We start from the raw sequence: 24,481 nt of genomic DNA on the forward strand, positions 1-24,481 counted from the left end.
ACCACGTCGCTGCGGGCCGTGGCAGCGATCCGACGCCCCGCGGCTGCGCACCCCGGGCACGGTGAGGCGAGGGACGGGCTCCCGAGGCCGGCCGGCGCGAGGGAACCGCCGCTCTGGCGCGTGCCACCGCAGCTCAGCGCCATGGCGGCGCCTCGCCGGAATCGGTTGAGCGCCGGCCACCCACGGCATATACAACGTAAAGGCGTGACCCGGGTCACCGCAGGCTTGCGGTCATCGCCGGCGGCACGGCACCTCGGATCCATCCCGACGCGAAGGAGCACCCGTGGCCGACGAGCAGCGCATCTCCACCACCCGCCGGATCTCCGCCCCGGCCGGTCGGATCTTCGAGCTCGTCACGGATCCCGACGGGCACGTCCGGATCGACGGGTCGGGCATGCTCGTGGCCGCGGGCGACGCCCGGCGCGTGACGAGCGTCGGCGACACCTTCGAGATGGACATGGACCGCGAGCCGCTCGGCGACGTGCCGCTGGGCAAGTACCGGGTTCGCAACGTCGTCACCCACATCGAGCCGGACGCCCTGATCGAGTGGGCGGTCGGCGGGATCGACCATCCCCCGATCGGCCACGTCTACGGCTACGCCCTGGCGCCGGTCGACGACCGGACCACCGACGTGACCTCCTACTGCGACTGGAGCGGCGTGTCGGAGAAGTGGAAGGCCCGGGTGAGCTGGCCGGTGGTGCCGCTGACGATGCTGGAGAAGTCGCTGGCGAACCTCGACAGGCTGGTCAGCCCCGGCGCCTGACCTCGATCAGAGCATCGTCAACACCGGGTCCTCCAGGCCGAACAGGAGGCGGCCGTATTCCTCGGGGACGCCCAGTGCGCCCCGCGCCGCCCCGAGGAGCGGAGCCAGCGCGGCCATCCCCGCTCCGAACACCAACTCGGCGGGCAGCGGTGGCGTGCCGGCGACGGACCCTCCACGGACACTGACTCAGCAATCACGCAGCAACACTCTCTGTACACCACCACATCTCGGGTCGGCAATCGACCTGATCGGCACCGCCCTACCCCGTGACCGGCTCGGCTTCGTGCTGCACCTGGCTCTTGCGCACGCCCAGGCTGGCGACCCCGACACCGCAATCAGCCTGACCCACGGGGCGATCACCACGACCGCGGTCCCGTCATCGATCATGGAGGGTCGAATCGCCGACGTCTGCCGGGCGATCTCGGCTACCGGTCACCGCGGGGCGGTCGATCTCGTCGAGCACGCGCGTACGGCGATCGGCGCAGCCGACTCGGCCCAACACAGCCCCCACACCCACCGAGCGGGCGAGTGGTCGACCGGGCCGGAATCGCTGACCGCGTCCACGACACCCTCACCGGCATCCACGCCTGGGTGAGCGGTGGACCGACTTGCACCGGTCGACGCCTGTGGTCGGTCAGGTGCCGGCGGTGGGTCGTTCGAAGGCGGTTCCGGGGGCTGCCGGCGCCGGGCGGGTGGCCCAGCGGATGGCCGAGACGATTCCGTGACCGGCCAGGCGGCCGACGGTCGCCTCCGTCGCGGGCAGATACGGCAGCCGCAGCGGCCAGCGGGTCCAGGCGGGCATCAGCCCCACCGCGGCCGATGCCAGCGCACCGTAGGGGGGCCGCGCCACGAGCGGTAGTGGCGCTCTGAGCAGCAGGTAGCGGGCGGCGGCCCGGGCCTCGGGGGTGCCGGCGAGCTCGGGGCGGAACTCCCGCAGGGCCCGCGCCAGCTCGGCTTCGGTGCGCGGCGGGTCGGCGGCGCCGAGCCTGTCGGCGACGGTCGCGGCGTCGGCGACGTAGGCGTCGCGCTCGTCGGCGTCCAGCGGGCCGCCGGCGCCGTAGCGCTGGTAGGCGGCAAGGAAGCTGTCCACCTCGGCTACGTGTACCCAGCGCAGCAGATGCGGGTCGCCGGCGGCGTAGGGCCGCCCGTCGGGCGCCACCCCGCGGACGCGGCGGTGCACCCCGCGGACCCGGGCGACGGCCCGCTCGGCCTCCTCGGCCGGCCCGAAGGTCGTCGCCGCGAGGAAGAAGCTCGTGCGCTGCAGGCGCCCCCACGGGTCGTGGCGGAAGTCCGAATGCGCGGCCACCCCGGCCATGGCCAGGGGGTGCAGCGACTGCAACAGCAGCGCGCGCAGCCCCCCGACGAACATCGCCGCGTCCGCGTGCACGCGGCGGATCGGCCGGTCCTCGGCGAACCAGCGCTCACCCGCGGCGTCGAAGATCTGCTCCCGTCGACGCGGGCCCTGCGGGCCGGCGACGCGCTGCAGGACGTGCCCGCCGAGCCAGGCCCGCACCTCGTCGGCACCACTGATCATCCGTACACCCACCATCACCCCATGATGCGCTCGACCAGCGCGGCGCGGTCCTGTTGTGAGCGCCCGCCGGGCGATGGTGGAGGTGCGACGGTCAGGCGTTCGTGGGGGGGTGACCACCCGGTCGAGGTTCGCCGGCGACTTGTCCAGCATCGTCGGCGGCATCACCGGCCAGCTCACGCGGACGGTCCACTTCTCCGCGACGCCACTCCCGCCGCAGCAGGGCTGGAGGCGGAAAGCTCGGCGGCGAGGCCCCCGCGCCAGGAGGGGTGGCGGGGCCGCCAGCCGAGTTCGGTGCGGGCGAGGGTGTTGTCGGCGCCGCGGAGCCGGGTCAGGAAGAACTCCGCCCACGAGCCGGCGAGCAGCCGGACCACGGGCGCCGGCACCCGCCGCGGTCGGGGTGCGTCGAGGAGCCGGGCGAGCTCGGTGGCCCAGGCGTGCATCGGTGCCGGCTCGTCGTCGACGACGTTGAAGGTCCCGCCGCCGTCATGGGTGATGGCGGCCATGATCGCGTCCGCCGCGTCGAGCGCGTGGACGAACGAGAACATCGCCGTCCCGCCGCCGACGATCGGCAGCCGGCCGGCCCGGATCTGCCGCACGAAGGATCCGTCCGCGTCGAAGGCCGAACCCGGGGGCCGTAGAGGTGACCGAGACGCAGCACCACACCGCCCACCTCCGGCGCCGTCACCTGGCGTTCCAGCTCATGGACGGCGGCCAGCACGGGAGCGTACTGCCGCGGCGGAGTGCGCAGCAGGGGCACGTCCTCGGTCGCCGGGGCGAGATCGCCACGGGCGGCGCCGCGACCGGCCGGGCGCACCGTCGCGTCGCCGGCGGGCTGGGGGCCGGGGCCGAGCACGGCGTCGGCGTCGTAGGCGAAGGCGATGCTCTGCGCGATCACCCGCCGCACGCCGGCCTCGCGGGCCGCCGCGACGAGATTGCGGGTTCCCTCGACGCGCAGCCGGTTCGTCAAGGCGAAATCGCGCGCCATGTGCCGCGGTTCGAGCGCGGCCGGGATCGCGGTGAGCAGGTGGATCAGGGCGTCCGGCGCGGCGTCGAGCACCGCGCGCCGCAGCACGGGCCCGTCCAGCGCGTCGGCGGCGACACACGTAGCCCCCGCCCGTTCCAGCTCCGCCGAGCGCACCGAAGCCGTCCGGGCGAGCCCGACGACCTCATGCCCGCCAGCGACCAGCAGCGGCACCAGTTGGCGCCCGATCACCCCGGTCGCCCCGCCACCATGACACGCATGACCGTTCCTCCTCATCAGCCAACCCACGCGGCCGTTCAACAGGAGGAACGAGATGGGCGGAGCGGATGTGACACCGCATGACCGGACGCCGGGCCCCCGCCGCCCCGGTGTTCCCGCTCGGGGGGCGGCGGTCAGGCGCCGGGGCTGACCAGGCCGCGGCGGTTCCACCAGCTCCCACAACTCGTCCGGGACCAGCCGCACAGCCAGGCTGCTCTCCCACACATCCATGATCGGATATGTACCCGGCACGGCCACACGAGACAGGCTCTTGGCCATTTCGAGGGCCGTACCTACGCGGGGTTCCTGCACCACCTCACCCTGGCCTCGGTCTCACCCTGGCCTCGGTCTCACCCTGGCCTCGGTCGCGCAGGCGTTTTGCACCCTGGAGCGGCTGTGCCCGTCAACGGCGGCTCCGACGAGCTGATGGGCCCGCTGGCCGCTGCGGCTGCCGTACCTGCCCGCGACGGAGGCGACCGTCAGCCGCCTGGCCGGTCACGGAATCGTCTCCGCATCCGCTGGGCGACCCGGCCGGCGCCGGCATCGCCCGGGTCCGGCCCCGACCGATCCGCCGCCGACGCCTGACCGACTGGCCGCGACGGCGGCTATCGGCGCTCGAACACCCAGGCCGCGGCCAGCGCGGCGCCGACCACGAGGCCGACGAGCAGGATCCCGCCGAGCACGAAGAACCCGACCGCCTTGATCAGGGCGATGGCGATGGGCAGCCCGGCGGCGAGCAGGAACAGTCCTCGTGTGCGCACAGGGGTGTTCGCGACCGCGTACAGCTTGCGCGGCCCGCTGATGCGGGAGACGTTGAGCTCGTCGGACACCGACGGCATGAGCCGGATCGTCGTCCAGGTCAGCGCGACGAAGGCGACCGTCAGCACGAGGGCGTAGAGGAAGCCGAAGGCGCGCCCGAAGGCGTCGAACGACGCCCCGGCGGCGATCACCGTGATCACCAGCGGGATGTACCACGAGGTGGTGCGGTCCTGGCGCGCCTGGCCGGCCAGACGGCGTGCCTGGGCGAACCGCTCGCCGCGCCGGCCCGCCCCCCGATTCCCACCTGACGACTCGCCGTAATACCCGTCCGCCATGAGCGCTCGACTCCCCTCCACGGTGAGTACCGCCATGCCCCGCTCCGTGCATGGGCATGGCACTGCACCCCCCGTTATTTTCCCCCACTGCAGCGGCCCGAGGTATGTGATTTCAGGGGAAGACCACAACCTGATGGCCCTGAGGTGGCGGCGGGCGGGGGCGGCGAACCCGGCCGGGGGAAGGACCGGCCCCGGCCAGGACTGTTCGGGCCCGACGCGCCGGCGGTCCGGCGTCAGGCACCCCGAGGATCGTCGGGCTCGCGGGAGATGCGGTCGCTAACGTTGCGGTATGTGTCGCAACATCACCGAGCTGCGGGGACTCGAACCGCCGGCGACCGCCGACGAGGTGGAGGCCGCCGCCCGCCAGTTCGTCCGGAAGATCAGCGGCCTGCGCCGCCCGTCAGCCGCGGCGGACGCCGCCTTCGAAACCGCCGTCGCCGAGGTCGCGGGCTCGGTGAACCGGCTGCTCGAGGCGCTTCCGGCGCGTCGCCAGCCGCCCTCGACGGTGCCACCGCTGCGGCGCCCGGACGTACGCGCCAGGCTGGGTCGCTGACCACCCCCGCCGGCCAACCGGCGATCGCCTGCTGACCGCCGTCCGGCGCGGTCACCGCGGGGATCCACCGCGCGCCGAGACGTGCCGCGACGGCTGATTCCCGCCCCGTCCCGACGGCACCGAACGCTGACTCGCGCCGGGTGCGTGGGGCCGGCTGGCGGCTTGGTAGCCAGCGGCTAGCGGCGCTGGGCGTCGGTCCGGGAACGGCGGCGGCGGCTGCCGGAGTCGACGAGCCGATCCGGCGCCTTACCCGCGAGCGCATCGGCGCGGTCGGAAGCCACGCTGTCGGCGATCAGTTCCCGCGTCCGGTCCCGGTCCTGGTCGTCAAGGCCGTGCAACAAGCTGTCGAACATGGTCACGTGGTCACTCCACCTGGTAGCTCTGCGGCGTGGTAAGCCCTCGACACCCCCCCTTCCCGCCCTCGCGTGCATAAAGCACCGAATTTGCTCCAATCCTGCGGCGGACCACGCACAGGCCCATGAGCTGGGCATTTACCCGCGCCCAGGGTCGCGGTGGCGGCCGGCGCGCGTGTGCGCGGACGCGGTCGCGGGAACAGACACCTCGCGGGGAGGTGAGGGCGGATGACGGTAGGCGCGGCCTCGTTGCTCGGGCCGACAGCCGAGGTTCCCACGCCGTCGGCGGCGGTGGTCGAGCTGCTCGGTGTGCTGCGCCGGCGCCTGAACATGGATGCGGCCTGGCTCGGCCGGATCGAGGGCGACATGCTCGTCGTCCAGGTCCTCAGCGGCGACGGCGCATCCTTCCACATCACGCAGGGCTCCACCGTGCGGCGACAGACCGGCCTGTACGCCCAGGTCCTCAGCGGGCAGCTGCCATCGCTCATCCCCGACACCCTCGCCGACCCCCGCACCGCCGACTCCCCCGTCGTACGCGAGCTGGACATCCGCTCCTACGCCGCCGTGCCGGTCGTGGACGGCGAGCACGCGATCTACGGTCTGCTCGGTTGCCTCGCCCACCGGCCCCACCACGAGCTGCGCGAACGAGACGCCCGCTTCCTGCACATGCTCGCCGAGATCCTGCGCGACTCCGTGACCGACCTGCACCGGATGTGGGAGGCGCGCAGCCAGGTCTGGCTGGACGTCAGCCGCCTGATCGACGCCGGTGGCCCGGCGCTCGCCTTCCAGCCGGTGTTCGACCTGGAACGGGCGCGGATCATCGGGGTGGAGGCGTTGTCCCGGTTTCCGGACGCATCCCGCAGCACGTCGCAGTGGTTCGCGGCGGCCGGCGCGGTCGGGCTGACCGTCGAGCTGGAGCTCGCCGCGGTGCGCCGCGCGCTGGGCGTGCTCCCCCAGATCCCCGCGCACGTCGGCCTCGCCGTCAACGCCTCGGCGACCACCCTGTCGGCCGGCCTGGTGGAGATGATCACTGGGACCGACGCGGAGCGCCTCCTGGTCGAGATCACCGAGCACGAGCGGATCGCCGACGTCCCCGAGGTCACCCGCGACCTGGACCGGCTGCGCCGGCTGGGGGTCCGCTTCGCCGCCGACGACGTCGGCGCCGGCTACGCCGGGCTGGAGCAGCTCGTCCGACTACGCCCGGAGATCATCAAGATGGACTGCAGCCTGACCCAGGGCATCGACGCCGATCCGGCGCGGCGCGCGGTCGCGACGGCGCTCGTGCACGTCGCCGAGGAGATCGGCGGCGGCGTGGTCGCCGAGGGGATCGAGACGACGGGCGAGCTGCTCACCACCCGCGAGACCGGGATCCCCTACGGCCAGGGCTTTCTGCTCGGCTCCCCCACCCCCGTGCTGCGGGAGGCCTGCGTCGCGGCCGGCGAGTGAGCACCGCCCGCGGCACGCGGAGCGCCGGGTGGACGCCTTCCGGCGGCCGGGATGTCCAGGCGGAGCAGGCCGGCGGGCCCCATCGACATCGGCACGCCGGCCGGCAGCAGGCGGCGGCGCGGGCCGCGGCGGGGCGCGGCGGTGGGGTTGGGAGGCGGCGGGTCACCGCCGCGGCGGTGATCCAGGCCGACGAGGTGGATGAGCGCGGGCAGCAGCACCACCCGCAGCACGAGCGCGTCGAGGATCACACCGACGGACAGCCCGACGCCGAGCAGCTTCATCATCCGCACCTGCTGCGTCGTGAGCGCCACGAACACCGCAACCATGATCATGCTGATCGTGATGACGACACCACCGACGTCCGCATGCCGGCTGCTGATCGCGGCCTGGGGATCCGGGGCGTCCGCGGAGCCTCGCAACCGGCTCAGCAGCGTCAGGTGCATGCCGATCGACAGCCCGAACACGATGATGAGGATGAGGCCGAGGATGAACGGCTCGATCGGGCCGGTGCGCACGCCGAGCCCGGAGGCCAGCCATCCGTTGCAGAAGACCGAGGTGATGACGCCCAGGGTCGCCGCGAGGGCGAGCATGCTGGCCGCGGTGATCGCCAGGCTGTGCCGCACCGAGCGCAGGCCGAGCAGGACCGCGAGCCCGAGCACACCCAGTTCCAGGAGCAGGAAGGCGGGCAGCACGCGGGCGAAGCGGTCCGACATGTCCTCGAAGATCGCCGTCTGGCCGCCGACGTACACCTCCAGGGAGGTGTACGCGATCGCCGCCGGCACCGTGGAGCTGCGCAGCCGGTGCACGAGGTCGCTGGCCGCCGCCGACCGGGGCGGGTCGCTCGGCATCACCTGGATCAGGGCGCTCGCCGTCGGGGCGTTCTGCAGGACGAGGAAGGCTCTCGTCACCCCGGGGGTGTGGTTGAGCGCCTCCAGCAGGTGGGGCAGCGCGGCGGGCTGGTCGGGAGACACGCCCGTGGCGACGACGATCAGCTGCCCGTTGAGCCCGGGGAAGTACTCCTCGCTGATCAGGTCGTAGGCACGCCGGCTCGTCGTCGACGTCGGGTCGACGCCGTTGTCGGTGCCGCCGAGGCGCAGCCCGACCACCGGCAGCGCCAGGGCGGTGAGCAGCAGGACCGCGGCGCCGGCCAGCACCTGGGGATGGCGGCCGACGATCCCCGCCCACCAGACTCGCAGACCCGGCCGCACCGGCAGGCCGGTTCCGGTGGCGAGCAGGTAGGTCCGCTCGGCCCAGACCAGCAGGCCACTCCCGCAGATCCGCAGCAGCGCGGGGAGCAGGGTGGCGACGACGAGGATGCTCACGGCGGCGGCGGTGAACCCGGCCAGGGCGAGGCCGTCGAACACCCTCAGCCGCAGCGCACTGGTGCCGAGCATGACCACGGCGAGCCCGAGGCTGCCCGCGAGTGTCGCCCGGCCGGGATGGCGCATCGCCGCGCGCGCCGCGTCCTCGGGCTTCAGCCCCTGACGCAGGCCGCTCTGGCAGCGGTTGACGATGACGAGGGCGGACCCGAGACTCAGGCCGAAGGCGAGCACCAGCGCCAGCAACGGCGCGAGCTGCATGACGTTCGCCTGACGGGACAGCAGAGTCACGCCGGCCAGGGCCCCCGCCGTCGTCGCCCCGGCGGTGACGGCGCAGATGGTGACGGCAGCCGGCGATCGCACCGCCAGGCAGAGAATGATCAGCGCCACCCCGATGCCGAGTGCGATCGGCCAGGGCGAGATCGTCCCCTGCACGACCACGGTGGTGGCGGGCCCGGTGACCTCGACCTGGAGATCGGGCCCGTCGTAGTCGCGGGCGGTGGCGATCAACGCGCGCATCGCGGGGAGGTCGGGAGAGGTCGGCGAGCCCTTCATGAGCACGGAGACGATTGCCGTGTGTCCGTCCGCGCTCAGGGGGCTGCCGCCGAGCGGCACGGCGCCGAGCGGGCTGTAGGGGTCGAACACGCCGCCGACGCCGGGAAGCTTGCCGATCTGCTCGATCATCGTGGCGACCCGCGCCCGCACCTCGGGTGCCTGCACGTCGCCCGCACGGGCGCGCACGACGATCATCTCCAGGTCCGGCAGTTTCCGGTCGGGCATGATGCTGGCCACCAGATCCATCGCCTGTTGCGATTCGGCGCCGGTAACGCCGAGATCCTGGCTGAACCGGGCACCTTTCTGCTGGGCGACGCCCGTTGCGGCGATCAGCGATATCAGCCACACCGCGACGACCAGCCATCGGTACCGCTGGCACCAGCGGACCAGTAGCGTCACGGCACACTCCTCGGCAGGGACCGCTCTATGGCCCTTTTAGGTTGATTGTCGGATTCGTATGCGGGGTCAATCTGGCCCACGGACATGCATGGCGTCAACGTGAACCGGATCTGCAACGGCGAGATGGGCACTCCGGTGGGGTGCCGGCTACGTGTCCGGGGGATCACAGCACGTCCGGGTGAACCGGCCGCGCTCACGCCGACCGGCACGGGCACCCGCGCGCAGGCAGGCGACACCCGGCCACGCGGCGCCGGAACGGACGCCCGGCCCCCACACACGCACCACCGGAGCGGGCGCGTCACGCCCATCTCTGCGCGGTGCCGGAACGGACGCGCGACACCATGCATGCGCTGCATCGAGGCCGGGGCGCGCGACACCATGCATGCGGCGGCGGGCGGGCGGGGCCGCGGCCGCGGGGCGGCGGCGCCCATCGCCCGACAATCCGACATCACGCCGGATGACCTTCTCCCACCGAAAATAGGAAGTGTACAGAGCACGTTGACAACAAGCTTTCCCGACGCGGCTTCCGCACCCATTTTCTCACCATCTTCACTACGTACGGCCAACCGGCATACCGCGATCGGTCGGCCACTCGCCCCGGCCCTGGTGGCGAAAGGAAATCCGATCCCCATGCCGATCACCGAAGCCGTGCAGCACGATCAGGAAATTCCTTCTCCCCGTTTCCCGAAACGTTCTCGCCGCGTTCGTCCGAAGTCCTGGCGAAATTCGCGCGGAAAGCGTCCGCCGTCCGTGTGCGTTTCGGTCCCGGTCAGCTCCCGATCTGGCTGATCGTCTGTTATGCGCCGGCCCGGGCGCTGCTCGCCGATCCCCGCTTCTCCCGCCCAGGACGCTGGACTTCTCCCTGCCTCTGACGGCCGGCCAGACGCCCGATCCGAACTCCCTGCCCTGGCTCGACCCCCGGAGCGCACCCGGATCCGGCGCATGGTCAACGCGGGTTTCGCGCACCGGCGGATCGAGCGGATGCGGCGCTGGATCGCGGCGACGGCCCGGACCCGGATCGACGCGATGACGGCCCAGGGCGCGCCTGGCGACATCCGCGGGTCGCCGTCCACCTCCCGATCGAGGTGATCTGCCAGCTGCTCGGCGTCCCCGGCCTCGACCGGGAGAAGGTCCGGACCTGGAGTGAGTCGCTGTTCCGGTTCCATCTGGGCCCGCAGCAGGCCGCCGCCGGGCTCGGCGCGCTGTACGGGTACATGAGCGAGCTGGTGCGTGCGCGCAAGGCCGCGCCGGTGACGCCGGTAGCCCGGAGGGTCTGCTTGCCGTCCTCATCGCCGCGGCCGACGACGACAACGGCAAGCTCACCGAGACCGAGCTGCACTCACTCGCGATGACGCTGCTCATCGGCGGGTTCGAGACCACCGGCGGCGTCATCACAAACGTCGTCACGACGCTGCTCATCCAGCGGTGGCACTGGAAGGCTCTCGTCGCCGACCCGAGCGGCATGCCCAACGCCGTCAAGGAGCTCCTGCGCTACCACCCGCTGTCGATGACCTTCCCAACCCGACCCTCGGCGCCGGGGCACACCACCGCATCGGCGCGCACCTCGCCCGGGTCGAGCTGACCGAGGTGCTCACGGCGCTGATCGAGAAAGTGTCCGGGCTGCGGCCCACGGTGGCGCCCACCGAGCTGCGCTACGCGCTCAGGGCTCCGATCGGCCGAGCGGAGACGCCGCCCGTCGTCTGGTGACGCTCCGCAGCGGGGTCGCGCCGCCGGGATCGATGCGCCGTCACAGCCCTGCCCACCTGGCCCACCCCGCCGCCGGACACAGCCGACATCTGACCCTCTGCCTGGTGCCCCCGACATGTGACCCTCTCTCGGGTGCACCCGACTTCGGCCCTACGTCGAGCGCAGCAGGCGCCCGACCCCCCGGCCGGTGCAGACGGCATCTGGCCCCCCTGCGGGCGCAGCAGGCGCCCGACCTACTCGGTAGCAGCCGGCCATCTGACCCCAGCGGGCGCCGTCGATGCTTTACCGATCTTTGATTCGCCGGGTCGGGTGGATCGCTGGTGGCCGGGGTGTGTGGGGTCTGGTCGTGCTGGCTGTGCGGGGGTGGGTGTGCGGTCTCGGGGTGTGGCTGTCGCCGCGTCGGTGAGGAACGCAGGTGGTGTCTGGCTGCCAGGTGTCTGGGGTGGTGGGCCACGACGACGCGGTGGTGACGGGGTGGTGGGAGGGTGATGGCCGTGGTCGGGAAAGTGTCGGTGGTGGAGGGGAGCCTGCCCGGGTCCGATGATCCACGACACCCCCGGCCCAGTGATCACGATGGTTGGCCTTGCGGCAACTCCGACGGCTGTGTCTACCGCGGTCCCGGTAGCCGGCACGTCCCTGGCGGAGGGGAAGGTGGATACCGCCCGGCAGTGCCGGCCACCACCCACACCGTGGAACGGCTCCCCGCGATCCGGGCAGCGTGCGCCACGGGCACCCCGTCCTACGCCACGGTCCCTGCGGCCACCCGAGTCACCGAGACCGCCCCACATCGAGAAAGATCAACACCCGCCGCCACCGGGACCGACCCGGGAACCATCAACAGGAACCATCAACCGACACCACACATTAAAGATCAGTAGTCCAGTCGGGCCGGCGGTTGCCTGCGGACTCCATAGACGGACACGTGGTTGCGGCTCGTCGCCGTGAACGGCTCGCGTTCCCAGCCGCCCCAACGGTCGAGCAGTCGCAGGCCGGCGATGCGTGCCATCAGGTCGAGCTCACTCGGCCAGGCATAGCGGGTGACGATCGGAAGGAGTTGCAGCCCCTGGCTGGTGAGCACCACGTGGCTCTCGTCGAGCCGCTGCGCCACCGGATCATGGCGGCCGACGTCTAGGCGCACCTCGTCGGTAGCGATGCGCTCCGCGTCGACGTACTGGTCGTCCCGGAGCCGGAACAGGAAGGCCGGGACGAGCGCCTCCACCACGAACACCCCGTCCGGCGTGAGGTGCCTGGCCACGTTCTCGAAGCATCGGACCTGGTCGTCCTGCGTCAGGAGGTTGAACAGCGTGTTGTAGACAAGGAAGACCAACCGGTATTTTCCCTCCAGCGGGACGTCGGCGAAATCGCCCATCGTCACGGATATGGCCTCTCCGCCTGGTTTGGCGCGCAGCTTCGCGACCATAGCGGGCGACTGATCGATACCGTCGACCCGGATGCCGCTGGCCGCGAGTGGGATTCCGATCCGGCCGGTGCCGATGGCGAGTTCGAGGGCCGGCCCGCCCCGGGCGAGCTCGTGCAGGAATGCAACGGTCTGCGCCTCGTCGCCTCGGACGACGGTGTCGTAGTCGTCCGCCGCCTCGGCGCCGAAGCTGTCCATCGGATGATAGTCGCGCACATCATCAGTCAAGCCATGCACATCCCCGTAGGCAACGGGTTTTCCCGACCCGGGAGACAACGCCGAAGCGGTGACCAACGATCTCCATGAGACAACTCGCTGGCCGCACGTCGCACCCCCGCGGCACCGACACTCGCCTCCGATTAATTCAGCCGCTCCGCCGCGGCGAAAGAATCGCCCAACCCTCCACCGATCGGAGTCACCTGTCCACCTCATCAGGTACATCGGGATGGTTAGGTGCGTTGGGATTCGAGACCGAGGGCGCCGCCGACCCGGAGGGATGACCGGCTGGTCGCCCCTCGCCCGGTCGCCCCTCGCCGGTGGTCCCTCGCAGGTGGTCCCTCAGCCGGGGGTGACGGCGTTGCGGACCTTGTCCACGATCTGCTCGGCCGCCTCTCCGATCTTGCGGACCATGGGGTGCTTGGCCTGGGCCACGGCCATCGTCCGCAGCGTGTCGGTGGCCCAGTCGGCGTGCCGGCGCGCCGGCGGGAGCAGGGCGCCGGTCGAGGCCGTCATCTCCTGCTTCGCCTGGCCGTCGTCGGCCTCCTCTGCGAACGCGGCGAGCAGTGTCGCCTGGGCGACGCACTGGTTCGCCGCCGCCAGGTACGCCTGCACCTCGGCCTGTTCGAAGGTCAGCGGATCGGCGGAACCGGACAGCAGAAGAGCCTCGGTCACCTTGTCGTCGAGCGCCTCGGTGGCCCGGCCGGCGGGGCTTGCGTACTGGGGGTTGCCGCCCAGGGCCTCGATCAGGCGCTCCCACTCCCCCACGGCCTCATAGGTCTCGCCCTCCAGCTCGGCGTAGCGGTTGCGCAGCCCCGGGTTGTCGGTGCGCGTGTGCAGCGTGCGCAGCAGGTTGAGCCCCATCCGCTCGTGGGCGATGAAGGCCGAGAACTGGTCGGCGAGGAACGGGCCGTCGAGCCCGCTGTCCGCGGCGAAGTCGCGGAGCTGGTCGTCCTGCACCAGACGGTCCGCCGGGACGGTGATCATCGGTCCGGGTTTGATCGTGGCACCGGTTTCCGGGCGTACTGCGGTCGTGACCATGACGCATACCTCCTCGGTCTCAGGCCTGGCCGGCGAAGGCCTCTTCGCGGAGTTCCCGGACGGGATGGGGGCCTTCGGTCTGCAGTCGGTACTCGCGGCCGAACCGCTCCCGATGGATGTCGATGACCTCCTCGCTGGGGTTGCCGGCGGCGTTGACCCGCTTGAGGTTCTCCTGGAAGCGCTTGTGGGCGTCGCGCACGTACCCGGTGCCCAGGCTGGTCAGGTCCACCTGGTCGGCGAGCACCTCGCGCACGTACTGCTTGTTCGGCTCCAGTAGGACGGGCTCCGGCAGCGCCGCCGGCAGCACCTCGAGGGGATCGCGGCCGTCGTAGCGGCGCATCAGGTCGGCCGCGATGCGTAGTTGCTCGATCTCCATGGCGAGATGCAGCTCCCAGATCCGGCGGATGCGGGGATCGCTCTCCTGCGCCTCGAACGAGTGGTACATGTAACATTCGTTGTATTCGTGCAGGAGGAGTTGTTCGAACCAGCTCTCGCCCGGGTCGAGCATCGATTCGTACTGGGTGACGTGTTCCTCCTCGACCATTCCGATCTCCGCGTAGAGCCCCCGCGCGACGGGTTCGAGATAGCGGTTCCCGATGTTCATGTAGAAGTTCATCGTCTGCTGTTCGGCCGCCGTGATCGTGAGCGCGTGCAGTCGGCTGAGCGGGTCGACCGTGTGCCGATCGTAGTGCTTGCGGATGTTGTCCGCCGGGTGGCGGTGCTCGACCCTGGTCGGTCGGCCCGGCATGACCTCGGTGAGCCGCGCCACCACGTCCTCGGCCTGCTTGCCCTCGATCAGCTCGTAGAGGTTCGCATACCGGTACAGATGGTCGAAATCCTCCAGTAGCCCGAAATCGTAGGTCTGCCTCAGGTACGGGTCGGGCTCGCTGCGGGCCAGCCACGCGGTGAGGTCGACAGCCTCCTGCTCGTAGCCGAGGGTCACCTCGAGCGTCGACTCCTCGGCGGGGATCAGCCAGTTGACGACCTTCTGCTGCTGCTGTTCGATGCGACGGATCTCCGCCAGCGCGGCCTTCACCTCGGGCACATCGGTATGGCGGTTGAACTGGTGACTGAAGATCACCGCCTCCACCTCGATGCCGTTCATGGCGATCACCCGACAGCGGGTGTAGGGATCGACGGAGGCCTTGTCGTACGGCTCGACATTCAGCTCGGCCCAGTTTCGTACCTGTTCGTCGAGGTTGATGCCCTTTTCCGTAAGTGGGTTGAAACTCATGTTTCCTCCCAGGGGTCGCTGGCATTCACCGGACGCGCCGCGCCCTACCCCGTCGCCCTCGAACAACACGTCGGGATCCGGGACGGCACACCAGACGTGACACTTCGACCACAGAGGGCATAAGCGTAGCGACCCGAACACCTTAGGGTAACCTGCCTTTACTTGTACATTGTCCTGGTGACCAGCACAGTCCCGCCCTTCCTCGGCCCGACCGTGCCCCTCGCCGACGTGCCCCTCGCCGACGGGTTCCTCCCCGACGGGTCCAGAGCCCGCGGGCTCCGAGCCGGCGGATTGCGAGCCGGCGGATTGCGAGCCGTGGGGTTCCTCGTCGAAGGCCTCGAGCGGCACGGTGACCGCACGGCCGTCGTCACGGCCGAGGGTCGGCTGTCCTACGCCGAGCTCGCGGACCGCGTCGACACCGCCGCCCGCAGCCTCGGCCCCGGGCGGCGCCTGGTGCTCCTCGCGGCGGTCACCACGGTCGACGTGCTCGTCTCGTACCTGGCGGCACTGTCCGCCGGGCACGTGGTGCTGCTGGTGCCGGGCGACCATCCCGAGGCGACCGAAGCCCTGATCGCAGCCTACGATCCGGACGTAGTGGTCCGCCCGGACGGCGCACGGACACGAGTCGAGCAGCGTCGCGAGGGCTCGGGGCACGACCTTCACCCGGACCTCGCGCTGCTGCTGAGTACCTCGGGCTCGACGGGCTCGCCGAAGCTGGTCCGGCTGTCGTACGCGAACCTGCAGGCCAACGCGGAGTCGATCGCCGAGTACCTGGGCCTGCGCCCCGACGACCGCGCGGCGACGACCCTGCCCCTGTACTACTGCTACGGGCTGTCGGTCGTGCACAGCCACCTGCTGCGCGGGGCCGGGCTGATCATGACGTCGCTGTCGGTCGTGGACGCCTGCTTCTGGGACCTGTTCCGGGACGCGCGGGGCACCTCGCTCGCCGGCGTCCCCTACACGTTCGACCTGCTGGACCGGATCGGTTTCGACCAGATGTCGCTGCCGCACCTGCGCTACGTCACGCAGGCCGGGGGCCGGCTGGCGCCGGCGCGGGTGGCCCGCTACGCCGAGCTCGGGCGCCGCCGCGGCTGGGACCTCGTGGTGATGTACGGCCAGACCGAGGCAACGGCGCGGATGGCCTACCTGCCGGCGCACCTCGCCGCGACCCATCCCCACACCATCGGGATCCCGATCCCCGGCGGCTCCTTCCGGCTCGAGCCCCTGGCCGACGACAACCCGGCCGCCCAGGACACCCAGGTCTACGAGGTCACCGAAGGCGGGGACGGCGAAGGCGGGGACGGCGAAGGCGGGGACGGCGAAGGCGGGGACGGCGAAGGCGGGGACGGCGAAGGCGGGGCCGCGGGCATCCGGGGCGGCGAGGACGTGGGTGAGCTCGTGTACCGCGGGCCCAACGTCATGATGGGCTACGCGCGCACGCCCGCGGACCTCGCCCTCGGCGCGACGCTCGACGAGCTGCGCACCGGTGACCTCGCGCGTCGCACCGACGACGGCCTGTACGAGATCGTCGGCCGGCGCACCCGGTTCGCCAAGCTCTTCGGGATCCGCATCGACCTCCAGCACGTCGAGGACACTCTCGCCGGCCAGGGGCTGCGTGCCGGCTGCGCGGCTGGCGACGACGCCCTCGACGTGATGATCGAGGGCGACGTGATGATCGACGACGTGATGATCGGCGGCGACGGGGACACCGCCCCGATCCGCACGCTGGTCGCACGGGCCTGCCGGCTGCCGGAGAACGCCGTGCGCGTGCACCGTCTGGCCGCCCTGCCCCGTCTGGCCACCGGCAAGCCAGACCTGGTCGCGCTGCGCCAGCTCGCCCGCGACGTCCGCCCGGCGCCCCCGTCCCCGTCCCCGTCCGGTCGCACCGGCCGAGGCGGGCCGGCGGGCGGGCCGGTCGACGTCCGCCGGTTGTTCGCCGAGCTGCTGCACCGCGACGACGTCACCGACGACAGCACCTTCGTGAGCCTGGGGGGTGACTCGCTGTCGTACGTGGAACTGTCGCTGCGGCTGGAGGACGCCCTCGGTCACCTGCCGCCCGGCTGGCACACCACGCCCCTGCGGGACCTCAGGCCGCGCGCGCAGCCGCGACGACGCGGGGCCACCGGCTCGATCGAGACCAGCGTGCTGCTGCGCGCGGTGGCGATCGTGCTGATCGTCGGGACGCACGCCAACACCTTCGACGCGGTCGGCGGCATCCTCGGGGGTGCCCATCTGCTCATCGCCGTCGCCGGCTTCAACGTCGCCCGTTTCCACCTGACCGCGGCGCCGCGACGCGAGCGGGTGCGCGGGCTGCTGCGCAGCGTCGCGTACATCGCGGTGCCGAGCATCCTGTTCATCACCGCGCTCGTGCTCGCCATGGACGAACACGGCCTGGCCAACATCGTGCTGCTCAACAGCGTGTTCGGGCCGGACCTCGCGGGCCCGCCCTGGGAGTTCTGGTTCGTCGAGGCCCTGGTCCAGATCCTGCTGGTCCTCACGGCTCTGCTCAGCGTCCCCGCGTTCGACCGCTGGCAGCGGCGCCGGCCGTTCGCCGTCGCCGTCGCGGTCCTCGCCGTCGGCCTGCTCACCCGGTTCGACGTCGTGGCCCTGCCGCCGGGCCCGCGTCACACCCAGACATCGGTCGCGGTGCTCTGGCTGTTCGCGCTGGGATGGGCCACCGCCGCGGCGACCACGGTCCGCCAGCGGCTGGTCGTGACGGCGGCGGCGGCGCTGAGCATCCCGGGGTTCTTCGCCGACGCGCGCCGGGAGCACGTGGTGCTCGGCGGCGTGCTCCTGCTGATCTGGACCGCGACCCTGCGCTGCCCCCGCCCGCTGCGCCGGCTGGCGGGCACGCTGGCCGCCAGCTCGCTCTACATCTACCTCACCCACTGGCAGGTGTTCCCCCACCTGCAGAACGACCATCCGGTGCTGGCACTGCTGGCCTCGCTCGCCGTCGGCGTGGCCGCGGGGAAGGTCTCGTTCCACGCCATGGGCCTGCTCGGCAGATGGCGCCCGCGAGATGTGCCGCTCGTCACATCCTCAAGCTCTAAGGTAAGCATGAGTTAACTTCTACCTCGGCTAGGAGTTCGGGACCGATCGGACGGATCTGTCCAGGTAGCGGGGGGTGCGAGGGTGACGGTCGCGCCGCCGAACGTGAGAGGTACCAGTTGCCCAGGTGGAGGATTTCGTTGGGTTCGATAGGAAGAGCCTTCGTCGTGCTGGCGACGGCGGCCTGCCTGGTCGGTCTGACCGCGTGCGGCTCGGGTAACGACGGCACGACGCTCACGCTCTACAACGCCCAGCACCAGGACCTGATGCGGACCATGGTGGACGCGTTCACCAAGCAGACCGGCATCAAGGTCGAGCTGCGCCGCGGCGGCGACCCCGAGCTCGCGAACCAGATCGTCCAGGAGGGCGACAACTCGCCGGCGGACGTCTTCGTCACCGAGAACTCCCCGGCCATGACGCTCGTCGACCGCGCCGGCGGCTTCCGGCACCTCGACCAGGCCACCCTCGACCAGGTGCCCGACCAGTACGTCCCGGGCACCGGCAACTGGGTCGGCTTCGCGGCCCGGTCGACGGTGTTCATCCACAACCGCGGGAAGGTCACCAAGGACGAGCTGCCCGCGTCGATCATGGATCTGGCGGGACCGGAGTGGAAGGGCAAGGTCGGCGTCGCCGCGGCCGGAGCGGACTTCCAGGCCATCGTCAGCGCCGTACTCGCGGTGAAGGGCGAGGACGCCACCGCCACGTGGCTCGCCGGGCTGAAGCGCAACGCGAAGATCTACGCCAACAACATCGCCGCGATGCGCGCCGTGAACGCCGGCGAGGTCCCCGCCGCGGTGATCTACCACTACTACTGGTACCAGGACCAGGCGGAGTCGGGCGAGGACAGCCGCAACGTCGACCTGCACTTCTTCGGCCACCGGGACCCGGGCGCGTTCGTCAGCGTCTCCGGGGCCGGCGTGCTCGCGGCCAGCGACCATCCGACCGAGGCACAGCGGCTGGTCAACTTCCTCACCAGCGAGGCTGGGCAGAAGACGCTGGTCGACAGCGGCGCCCTGGAGTACGCCGTGTCGGCCAAGGTCCCCACGAACCCCGCGCTGACCCCGCTGGCGAAACTCGATCCGCCCGCCATCGACGTCTCCACCCTGAACGGGCCGAAGGTCGTCGAGCTGATGCAAGAGGCGGACCTGCTCTGAACACCGCGCCCGCGCCCGCGCCGCCACCGACGACGACGACGGCGGCGGCGGCGGCAGCGGTGCGGCGGGCGGGCAGCCGCCCGGGGTATCCGCGTCCCCTGCTGCTGGCCTGCGTGCTCGTCGCGCTACTCGCCGCCGTCCCGCTGTTCTTCGTCATCGGGTACACGATCAGCACCGGCTGGACGGAGGCCCGCCGGCTGCTGATCCGGCCCCGGGTCGGCGAGCTGCTGGTCAACACCACCGAGCTCGTGATCGGCGGGATGGCGGCCAGCGCCGTGCTCGGCACGGCCGCCGCCTGGCTGGTGGAACGGACGGACCTGCCGGGACGGCGGGTCTGGCACGTGCTGCTCGCCGCCCCGCTGGCCCTGCCGGCGTTCGTCGTCAGCTACGGCTGGGTCTCGCTGACCTCGGCCGTCGAGGGCTACCGGGGGGCCCTGCTGATCGTCACCCTCGCCTACTACCCGCTGGTCTACCTCCCTGTCGGCGCGACGCTGCGGGGGCTGGACCCGGCGCTGGAGGAGTCCGCCCGCTCCCTCGGGCTCGGCCCGTGGCGGACGTTCGCCCGCGTCGTGCTCCCCCAGCTGCGCCCGGCCGTCCTCGGCGGGTCCCTGCTGGTCGGCCTGCACCTGCTCGCCGAGTTCGGCGCCCTGCAGATGCTGCGCTTCCCCACCTTCACCACGGCCATCTACGACCAGTACCTGTCGTCGTTCAACAGCCCGGCGGCGAACATGCTCGCCGTCGTGCTGGTGCTGTACTGCGGGGTCCTGGTCGTCACCGAACTGGGCCTGCGCGGCCGGCACCGCTACGCCCGGCTCGGCTCGGGCGCCAGCCGCACCGCGCAGCCCGCCCGGCTGGGCTGGTTCGCCGCCCCCGCCCTCGCCGGGCTCGGCGCGGTCGTGGTCCTGGCGCTCGGCGTGCCGCTGGTCAACCTCGTGCGCTGGCTGGTGGTCGGCGCCTCCACCGCCTTCCCCGCCGCCGACCTGGCCACCGCCACCGCGACCGCGGCCGGGCTCGGCCTCGCCGGCGCGCTGTGCGCCGTCCTGCTGGCGCTCCCGGTGGCCTGGCTCGCGGTACGCCACCCGGGCCGGATCGGGATGCTGATCGAACGCAGCACCTTCACGGCCAACGCACTGCCGGGCATCGTGGTGGCGCTCGCCCTGGTCACGGTCTCGTTGGAGATCGTGCCGGCGGTGTATCAGACCACCACCCTGCTGATCGTCGCATACGCGATCATGTTCCTGCCGCGGGCCACGGTCGCGGTGCGCAACGCGATCGCGCAGGCGCCGCCCGTCCTGGACGACGTCGCGCACTCGCTCGGCATCCGCCCGGTGCAGGCCTGGCGGCGGGTCACCCTGCCGCTGATCGCCCCCGGCGTCGGTGCCGGCGCCATCCTGGTGTTCCTCGCCGTGGTCACCGAGCTCACCGCGACCCTGCTGCTCTCGCCTACCGGCACCGAGACGCTGGCGACCGAGTTCTGGAGCAACGTCCGCGACGTCGACTACGGCGCGGCCGCCCCCTACGCCGGCCTGATGGTGCTGCTGTCGGCCCCGGCGACCTTCCTGCTCACCCGTTCCGCCCGGAGAGGTTCATGACCGCGCTGACCGTGACCGGAGTGGCCAAGCGGTTCGGCACCACGGCCGCGCTCGTCGCAGTGGACCTGCATGTGCCCGACGGGAGCGTGACGGCGGTGCTGGGACCGTCCGGCTGCGGCAAGACCACCCTGCTGCGGCTGGTGGCGGGGTTTGGCGACCCCGACGGCGGGACCATCGACTTCGGCCCCGAGCGGGTCTTCGGCCCTGGCCGCAGCCTCCCCGCCCAACGGCGCCGCGTCGGGTACGTCCCGCAGGAGGGCGCCCTGTTCCCCCACGTCGACGTCGCGGCCAACATCGGCTTCGGCCTGCCGCGCGCCGAGCGCCGCAGCGCCCGACGGGCCGGCGAGCTGCTGGAGCTCGTCGGGCTGGACGCGGGCCTGGCCCACCGCTTCCCCCACCAGCTCTCCGGCGGCCAGCAGCAGCGGGTGGCGCTGGCGCGGGCGCTGGCCCCGCGGCCGTCCCTGGTGCTGCTCGACGAGCCGTTCTCCTCCCTGGACGCCGCCCTGCGCCTCGGCACCGCCCGCGCCGTCGTCGACGCGCTGCGCGCGGGCGGGACCACCGCGCTGCTGGTCACGCACGACCAGAACGAGGCGCTGTCGCTCGCCGACCAGGTCGCGGTCATGTCCGCCGGGCGCATCGCCCAGGTCGGCGCCCCGCAGGACGTCTACGCCGCACCCGCCAACCCGACGGTGGCGGCCTTCGTCGGCGCCGCCGCGTTCGTGCCCGCCGTGGTCACCGCGTGCACCGCCGCCTGCGACCTCGGCGAGCTCACCGTCCCGCCGGGGTCCCCCCAGGGCGAGGCCCGCCTGCTCGTGCGTCCGGAGCAGATCAGGCTCCTCCCCCCGGCGGACGGCGACCCCGACCACGACGGGACGACCGACCACGACGGGACAGCCGACCACGACAGGACGACCGACCACGACGGGGTGGGCGGGCGGGTGGTCGAGGTGCGGTACTTCGGCCACGACGCCACCGTGGAGCTTCGGCTCGACCGGTCCGGCCTCGCCGTGACCGCGCGGGTTTCGGGCGACAGCCTCCCTCGCCCGGGTGCCCGGGTGCGGCTGTCGGTGGCCGGGCCCGTCACGGCCTTCCCCCCGGGCTGAGCGCCGGCGCGGCCCTCCCCGCGCCGACTCTTCGGCTGCCGATCAAGAAGTCCGCAGAACTCCGCGGCAGGATCAGCTCAGGGCGCGGACGAGGATCGGCGGCGGCCCCTCGCCGGGTAGGGGCACCCTCGTCAGCCGCCCGGTGTGGGTGTCACACCGCAGCGCGACCCACCCGCCGTCCAGCCATCCCTCGGGCAGCAGCAGCAGGTTCCGCTCGTCCTCCCATGCTCCGTCGTCCGGCCTGACCGCGGTCGGCAGCCAGGTCACCGCCGGTTCGGACGGGTCGGTCACGTCGAAGAAGGTCATCGCCGGCCTGTCGTGGCGCAGCGTGTAGACACGCCGGCCGCCGGGGGCGAGCCTGGGCGTTGGGTCGATCGGCACCCCGAACCGGCTCCCGTCGAGCCAGGTGACCAGCGGGGCTCCGTCCCGGTAGCCAAGCTGCGCCCCGCTGAGCGGGTCGACCTGGCCCATCCCCCGCTCCAGCCATTGCGGGGCGTCGTCCGGCGTCCAGCCCAGGTACCCGCCCCGGCGCCCATGGGCCGATCCGCCGTAGTTGACCTCGACGAACGCGGTCTCGCCGTGCACCCCGACGACGCGGACGTCGTTGTCGGGGTCCAGCGGCGCGACCCGGCGCGAGCCGTCCACCACCGAGATCCACGTCAGCCGGTCGACGACGTCACGCATTCGCACCGTCGGCCACTCGGCCTCGACGACAGCGGCGAACCGCCCGCTACGCGTGACGAAGAACCGCCGATGCACGTCGTCGGCGAGCCGGTCGACCTGCCCGTCGGGGCGGACCGCGAACAACCCGTCGCCGGTGGCGACGACCACGCCGAACGGGGTCGCCACGGCGCGGCTGGGGGATCCGGGCAGCCGCGCGAGCGTCACCGGGTTCCCGCAGCGCCACACCACGACGGCGCCGTCCGAGGTGACGATCCCGTGGCGCGGCGGCGCGCCCGCGGCTGGGGCCTCGGCCCGCGGTGCCGGGCCTGGGAGGGCGAAGTATCCGGTGAACCAGGCCGATCGTCCGGTGGCGTCCGGCGGCGGGACCACCGCCGACGGGGACGGGTAGCGCTCGGCCAGCTCGCCGAGCAAGGCCTCGAACGCGTCCCGCCCGGAGCCGCCCGCCTCGCCCGCCGCCTGCTCGTCCACGCCGGTTACGACCGGGGGTTCGGTGGTGTGCGCACGCCACCGCAGGACGATCCCCGCCTCTTCGTGTGCCGGATCGCCCTCGACCGTCAGCACCTCGACGTCGACGAGGTGCCGCAGCACCTCGCGGGCCCGTTCGGTCGAGATGAGCAGGCGGTCGGCCAGGGCGGCCGTCGTGGTCGGGTACCGGCGGTCCGGCGACCAGGTCACGACGGCCAGGACATCGGCGGCGAGCTCACCCTGCGTCCTCGTCGCGTTGTGCCGGTCGAGGTTCGCCGCCTCGGCCGCCGGGATCGTCACCGTCTCGGCGACCGTCGGCGGATCGGGGTGCGCCTGGTAGGTCCGAACCCGGACGGCGTCCGCCGCGCCGGGTCCGCCGGGAGGTCCCTGATCAGCCTCGCCGGCCGGGGAGTCCGTGGCGGTGAGTTGACCGGCGGCGACCAGGAAGTCGAGCAGTTCCCCCCGGGTCCCGGGAACGGGCACGCCGAGCTCGGCCGCGAACCCCGCGAGCCGGGCCCGCCCGGCCTCGCCCTCGGCGATGCGCTCGGCGTGCCGACGCGCGAGTTCGGCGTCCTGATCCGGGTGGCCGGTGGGGTGCGGCGGCGACGGCGACGGCCACAGCGGCGCGGCGAGGGCGTCGGCGTCGGCGTCACCGCCCCGCTCGGCGTACCAGGCGGTGATCTCCGCCGCGGTCACCGGCCGGCCGAGCGCCTGGACCGCGTCGAGCAGATCCATGCCGACGTGGCCCAGGTACGTGCTCGACCAGCCGCTGGTACGACGATGGGCCGCCGCGGTGCGGCGGCGCGCCCGCCAGCGCGGCGGTTCGGGACCACCGTCGGCCGCCGTCCGGTCCGGCCAGGTCTGCACCCGCCATTCCTCGACGACGCCGTCAGCGGTCTCGCGGGGCTGGGCCTCGTCCACCGGCGCGCCCAGGTCCGACATGAACCCCTCGCGGTAGGACGCCCGCATCCGGTAGGCGCCGGGCGAGCCCAGACGGATGGTCCGCAGGCCGCCGGTGTGCACCAGTTCGTCGAGGATCACGGTTCCGCTGGCGGACCAGTACGGCGTCTCGACCACGTCCTCCCATCGCCCGCTGTCGAGGTCGAGGTCGGGGGCGTCGTCCCAGACCTCGAACCGCACCCGAGGCTCCCGGTCCGACCACCGCAGGTTGCCGAACATCCAGCCGAGCCCGGTGGAGACGAGGCCACCGACCAGGTCGACGCCGGGGACCTCGACACCCTCCTCCGCAGGTACCAGCCCCGGCGGTGGCGCGAGACGCTCCCCCGTGCCGTCCCGGAAGACCAGCAGCGAATAACCCGGCAGGTGGTCGTCCCATTCATCGGCCAGCAGCAGCGCCATGACGACTCCTGATCCGGGACGCCTGCCGCGGCCAGACCCGCACGCCGGCCGCGCAGATGGGCGCCCGGATCGGAAACCGCAGCAAGGACGAAACGTAACAAACCTATCGCCATACGTTACCGCACGGGCAGCCCGGAGTGACCAGACGCTGACCCGACCATCGACGTCGTCGGCAGGCGTCCGAGATCACTCGATCCGGCCGACC

Annotated in this window: 19 protein-coding genes and 1 pseudogene; 9 read left to right on the forward strand and 11 right to left on the reverse strand. The window is 72.3% G+C overall.

The genetic code is table 11. The annotated features are described in order from the left end of the window. Positions 1 to 283 precede the first annotated feature (283 nt). Positions 284 to 763, forward strand: coding sequence for an SRPBCC family protein (locus tag FRAQA3DRAFT_RS08895; RefSeq protein WP_009738731.1), 480 nt, complete (start codon positions 284 to 286; stop codon positions 761 to 763). 6 nt (positions 764 to 769) lie between these two features. On the opposite strand, the gene FRAQA3DRAFT_RS38000 is transcribed toward FRAQA3DRAFT_RS08895, so the two are convergent. The 5 genes and pseudogenes from FRAQA3DRAFT_RS38000 to FRAQA3DRAFT_RS08915 form a co-directional block, all read right to left on the reverse strand. Continuing rightward, a complete protein-coding gene (locus FRAQA3DRAFT_RS38000; RefSeq protein ID WP_255347002.1) occupies positions 770 to 895 on the reverse strand; it encodes a hypothetical protein in 126 nt (41 codons plus the stop codon). Positions 896 to 1,397: 502 nt separating this feature from the next. Continuing rightward, positions 1,398 to 2,297 (reverse strand): oxygenase MpaB family protein, encoded by a 900-nt coding sequence (locus FRAQA3DRAFT_RS08905; protein WP_009738733.1) that lies wholly within the window; start codon positions 2,295 to 2,297, stop codon positions 1,398 to 1,400. 173 nt (positions 2,298 to 2,470) lie between these two features. Next, positions 2,471 to 2,893, reverse strand: a complete 423-nt coding sequence (locus FRAQA3DRAFT_RS38005) for an NAD(P)-dependent oxidoreductase (protein ID WP_063820785.1) — start codon at positions 2,891 to 2,893, stop codon at positions 2,471 to 2,473. 74 nt (positions 2,894 to 2,967) lie between these two features. Beyond that, positions 2,968 to 3,816, reverse strand: a pseudogene (locus FRAQA3DRAFT_RS38570) (NAD-dependent epimerase/dehydratase family protein); the annotation flags it as partial. Between the two features lie 326 nt (positions 3,817 to 4,142). After that, entirely contained in the window at positions 4,143 to 4,631 is a 489-nt protein-coding gene (locus FRAQA3DRAFT_RS08915) for a hypothetical protein (protein ID WP_051054216.1), read from the reverse strand. A 289-nt stretch (positions 4,632 to 4,920) separates the two neighbouring features. Between FRAQA3DRAFT_RS08915 and FRAQA3DRAFT_RS08920 the strand changes: the two genes are divergently transcribed. Further along, on the forward strand, positions 4,921 to 5,184 hold the full coding sequence (locus tag FRAQA3DRAFT_RS08920) for a DUF2277 domain-containing protein (RefSeq protein WP_009738735.1): 264 nt from the start codon (positions 4,921 to 4,923) through the stop codon (positions 5,182 to 5,184). Between the two features lie 176 nt (positions 5,185 to 5,360). On the opposite strand, the gene FRAQA3DRAFT_RS08925 is transcribed toward FRAQA3DRAFT_RS08920, so the two are convergent. Then, positions 5,361 to 5,543: a hypothetical protein gene (locus tag FRAQA3DRAFT_RS08925; RefSeq protein ID WP_009738736.1), complete on the reverse strand. Its 183-nt coding sequence runs from the start codon at positions 5,541 to 5,543 to the stop codon at positions 5,361 to 5,363. A gap of 222 nt (positions 5,544 to 5,765) precedes the next feature. On the opposite strand from FRAQA3DRAFT_RS08925, the gene FRAQA3DRAFT_RS08930 reads away from it, so the two are divergent. After that, on the forward strand, positions 5,766 to 6,983 hold the full coding sequence (locus FRAQA3DRAFT_RS08930) for an EAL domain-containing protein (protein ID WP_009738737.1): 1,218 nt from the start codon (positions 5,766 to 5,768) through the stop codon (positions 6,981 to 6,983). Here the strand turns inward: FRAQA3DRAFT_RS08930 and FRAQA3DRAFT_RS08935 are convergent. Next, positions 6,911 to 9,256 (reverse strand): efflux RND transporter permease subunit, encoded by a 2,346-nt coding sequence (locus tag FRAQA3DRAFT_RS08935; RefSeq protein ID WP_009738738.1) that lies wholly within the window; start codon positions 9,254 to 9,256, stop codon positions 6,911 to 6,913. The genes FRAQA3DRAFT_RS08930 and FRAQA3DRAFT_RS08935 overlap by 73 nt on opposite strands. A 942-nt stretch (positions 9,257 to 10,198) precedes the next feature. Here FRAQA3DRAFT_RS08935 and FRAQA3DRAFT_RS36950 point away from each other — a divergent pair. Next, positions 10,199 to 10,345, forward strand: a complete 147-nt coding sequence (locus FRAQA3DRAFT_RS36950) for a hypothetical protein (protein WP_232291981.1) — start codon at positions 10,199 to 10,201, stop codon at positions 10,343 to 10,345. Between the two features lie 259 nt (positions 10,346 to 10,604). After that, complete coding sequence (locus FRAQA3DRAFT_RS36955) at positions 10,605 to 10,838, forward strand: hypothetical protein (protein WP_232291982.1); 234 nt, start codon at positions 10,605 to 10,607, stop codon at positions 10,836 to 10,838. 996 nt (positions 10,839 to 11,834) lie between these two features. Here FRAQA3DRAFT_RS36955 and FRAQA3DRAFT_RS08945 read toward each other — a convergent pair. From FRAQA3DRAFT_RS08945 to FRAQA3DRAFT_RS08955, 3 genes are all read right to left on the reverse strand, one after another. After that, the gene (locus FRAQA3DRAFT_RS08945; RefSeq protein ID WP_009738739.1) at positions 11,835 to 12,578 is read right to left on the reverse strand and encodes a class I SAM-dependent methyltransferase; all 744 of its coding nucleotides are present in this window, start codon (positions 12,576 to 12,578) and stop codon (positions 11,835 to 11,837) included. A 360-nt stretch (positions 12,579 to 12,938) separates the two neighbouring features. Further along, entirely contained in the window at positions 12,939 to 13,637 is a 699-nt protein-coding gene (locus FRAQA3DRAFT_RS08950) for a hypothetical protein (protein WP_009738740.1), read from the reverse strand. 19 nt (positions 13,638 to 13,656) lie between these two features. Then, entirely contained in the window at positions 13,657 to 14,871 is a 1,215-nt protein-coding gene (locus FRAQA3DRAFT_RS08955; protein ID WP_009738741.1) for a hypothetical protein, read from the reverse strand. A gap of 291 nt (positions 14,872 to 15,162) precedes the next feature. Between FRAQA3DRAFT_RS08955 and FRAQA3DRAFT_RS36960 the strand changes: the two genes are divergently transcribed. The 4 genes from FRAQA3DRAFT_RS36960 to FRAQA3DRAFT_RS08975 all read left to right on the forward strand — a co-directional run bounded on the left by FRAQA3DRAFT_RS36960 (position 15,163) and on the right by FRAQA3DRAFT_RS08975 (position 21,768). Then, positions 15,163 to 17,937, forward strand: a complete 2,775-nt coding sequence (locus tag FRAQA3DRAFT_RS36960) for an AMP-binding protein (RefSeq protein WP_369809451.1) — start codon at positions 15,163 to 15,165, stop codon at positions 17,935 to 17,937. Between the two features lie 122 nt (positions 17,938 to 18,059). Beyond that, complete coding sequence (locus FRAQA3DRAFT_RS08965) at positions 18,060 to 19,073, forward strand: iron ABC transporter substrate-binding protein (RefSeq protein WP_009738743.1); 1,014 nt, start codon at positions 18,060 to 18,062, stop codon at positions 19,071 to 19,073. 59 nt (positions 19,074 to 19,132) lie between these two features. Then, the gene (locus FRAQA3DRAFT_RS38225; RefSeq protein WP_009738744.1) at positions 19,133 to 20,665 is read left to right on the forward strand and encodes an iron ABC transporter permease; all 1,533 of its coding nucleotides are present in this window, start codon (positions 19,133 to 19,135) and stop codon (positions 20,663 to 20,665) included. Further along, complete coding sequence (locus FRAQA3DRAFT_RS08975; protein WP_009738745.1) at positions 20,662 to 21,768, forward strand: ABC transporter ATP-binding protein; 1,107 nt, start codon at positions 20,662 to 20,664, stop codon at positions 21,766 to 21,768. The genes FRAQA3DRAFT_RS38225 and FRAQA3DRAFT_RS08975 overlap by 4 nt, the downstream gene beginning before the upstream one ends. Before the next feature lie 72 nt (positions 21,769 to 21,840). Here the strand turns inward: FRAQA3DRAFT_RS08975 and FRAQA3DRAFT_RS08980 are convergent, their stop codons facing one another. Continuing rightward, complete coding sequence (locus FRAQA3DRAFT_RS08980) at positions 21,841 to 24,276, reverse strand: DUF6042 family protein (protein ID WP_009738746.1); 2,436 nt, start codon at positions 24,274 to 24,276, stop codon at positions 21,841 to 21,843. Positions 24,277 to 24,481: the final 205 nt, after the last annotated feature.

The organism is Frankia sp. QA3 (assembly GCF_000262465.1).
Taxonomy (GTDB): domain Bacteria; phylum Actinomycetota; class Actinomycetes; order Frankiales; family Frankiaceae; genus Frankia.

Coding starts and splice junctions, on each gene's coding strand:
- FRAQA3DRAFT_RS08905 (WP_009738733.1), bottom strand. CDS start 2,297: ATGATCAGTGGTGCCGACGAGGTGCGGGCCTGGCTCGGCGGGCACGTC.
- FRAQA3DRAFT_RS08915 (WP_051054216.1), bottom strand. CDS start 4,631: ATGGCGGACGGGTATTACGGCGAGTCGTCAGGTGGGAATCGGGGGGCG.
- FRAQA3DRAFT_RS08920 (WP_009738735.1), top strand. CDS start 4,921: ATGTGTCGCAACATCACCGAGCTGCGGGGACTCGAACCGCCGGCGACC.
- FRAQA3DRAFT_RS08930 (WP_009738737.1), top strand. CDS start 5,766: ATGACGGTAGGCGCGGCCTCGTTGCTCGGGCCGACAGCCGAGGTTCCC.
- FRAQA3DRAFT_RS36950 (WP_232291981.1), top strand. CDS start 10,199: ATGGTCAACGCGGGTTTCGCGCACCGGCGGATCGAGCGGATGCGGCGC.
- FRAQA3DRAFT_RS36955 (WP_232291982.1), top strand. CDS start 10,605: ATGACGCTGCTCATCGGCGGGTTCGAGACCACCGGCGGCGTCATCACA.
- FRAQA3DRAFT_RS08945 (WP_009738739.1), bottom strand. CDS start 12,578: ATGGACAGCTTCGGCGCCGAGGCGGCGGACGACTACGACACCGTCGTC.
- FRAQA3DRAFT_RS08950 (WP_009738740.1), bottom strand. CDS start 13,637: ATGGTCACGACCGCAGTACGCCCGGAAACCGGTGCCACGATCAAACCC.
- FRAQA3DRAFT_RS08955 (WP_009738741.1), bottom strand. CDS start 14,871: ATGAGTTTCAACCCACTTACGGAAAAGGGCATCAACCTCGACGAACAG.
- FRAQA3DRAFT_RS08975 (WP_009738745.1), top strand. CDS start 20,662: ATGACCGCGCTGACCGTGACCGGAGTGGCCAAGCGGTTCGGCACCACG.
- FRAQA3DRAFT_RS08980 (WP_009738746.1), bottom strand. CDS start 24,276: ATGGCGCTGCTGCTGGCCGATGAATGGGACGACCACCTGCCGGGTTAT.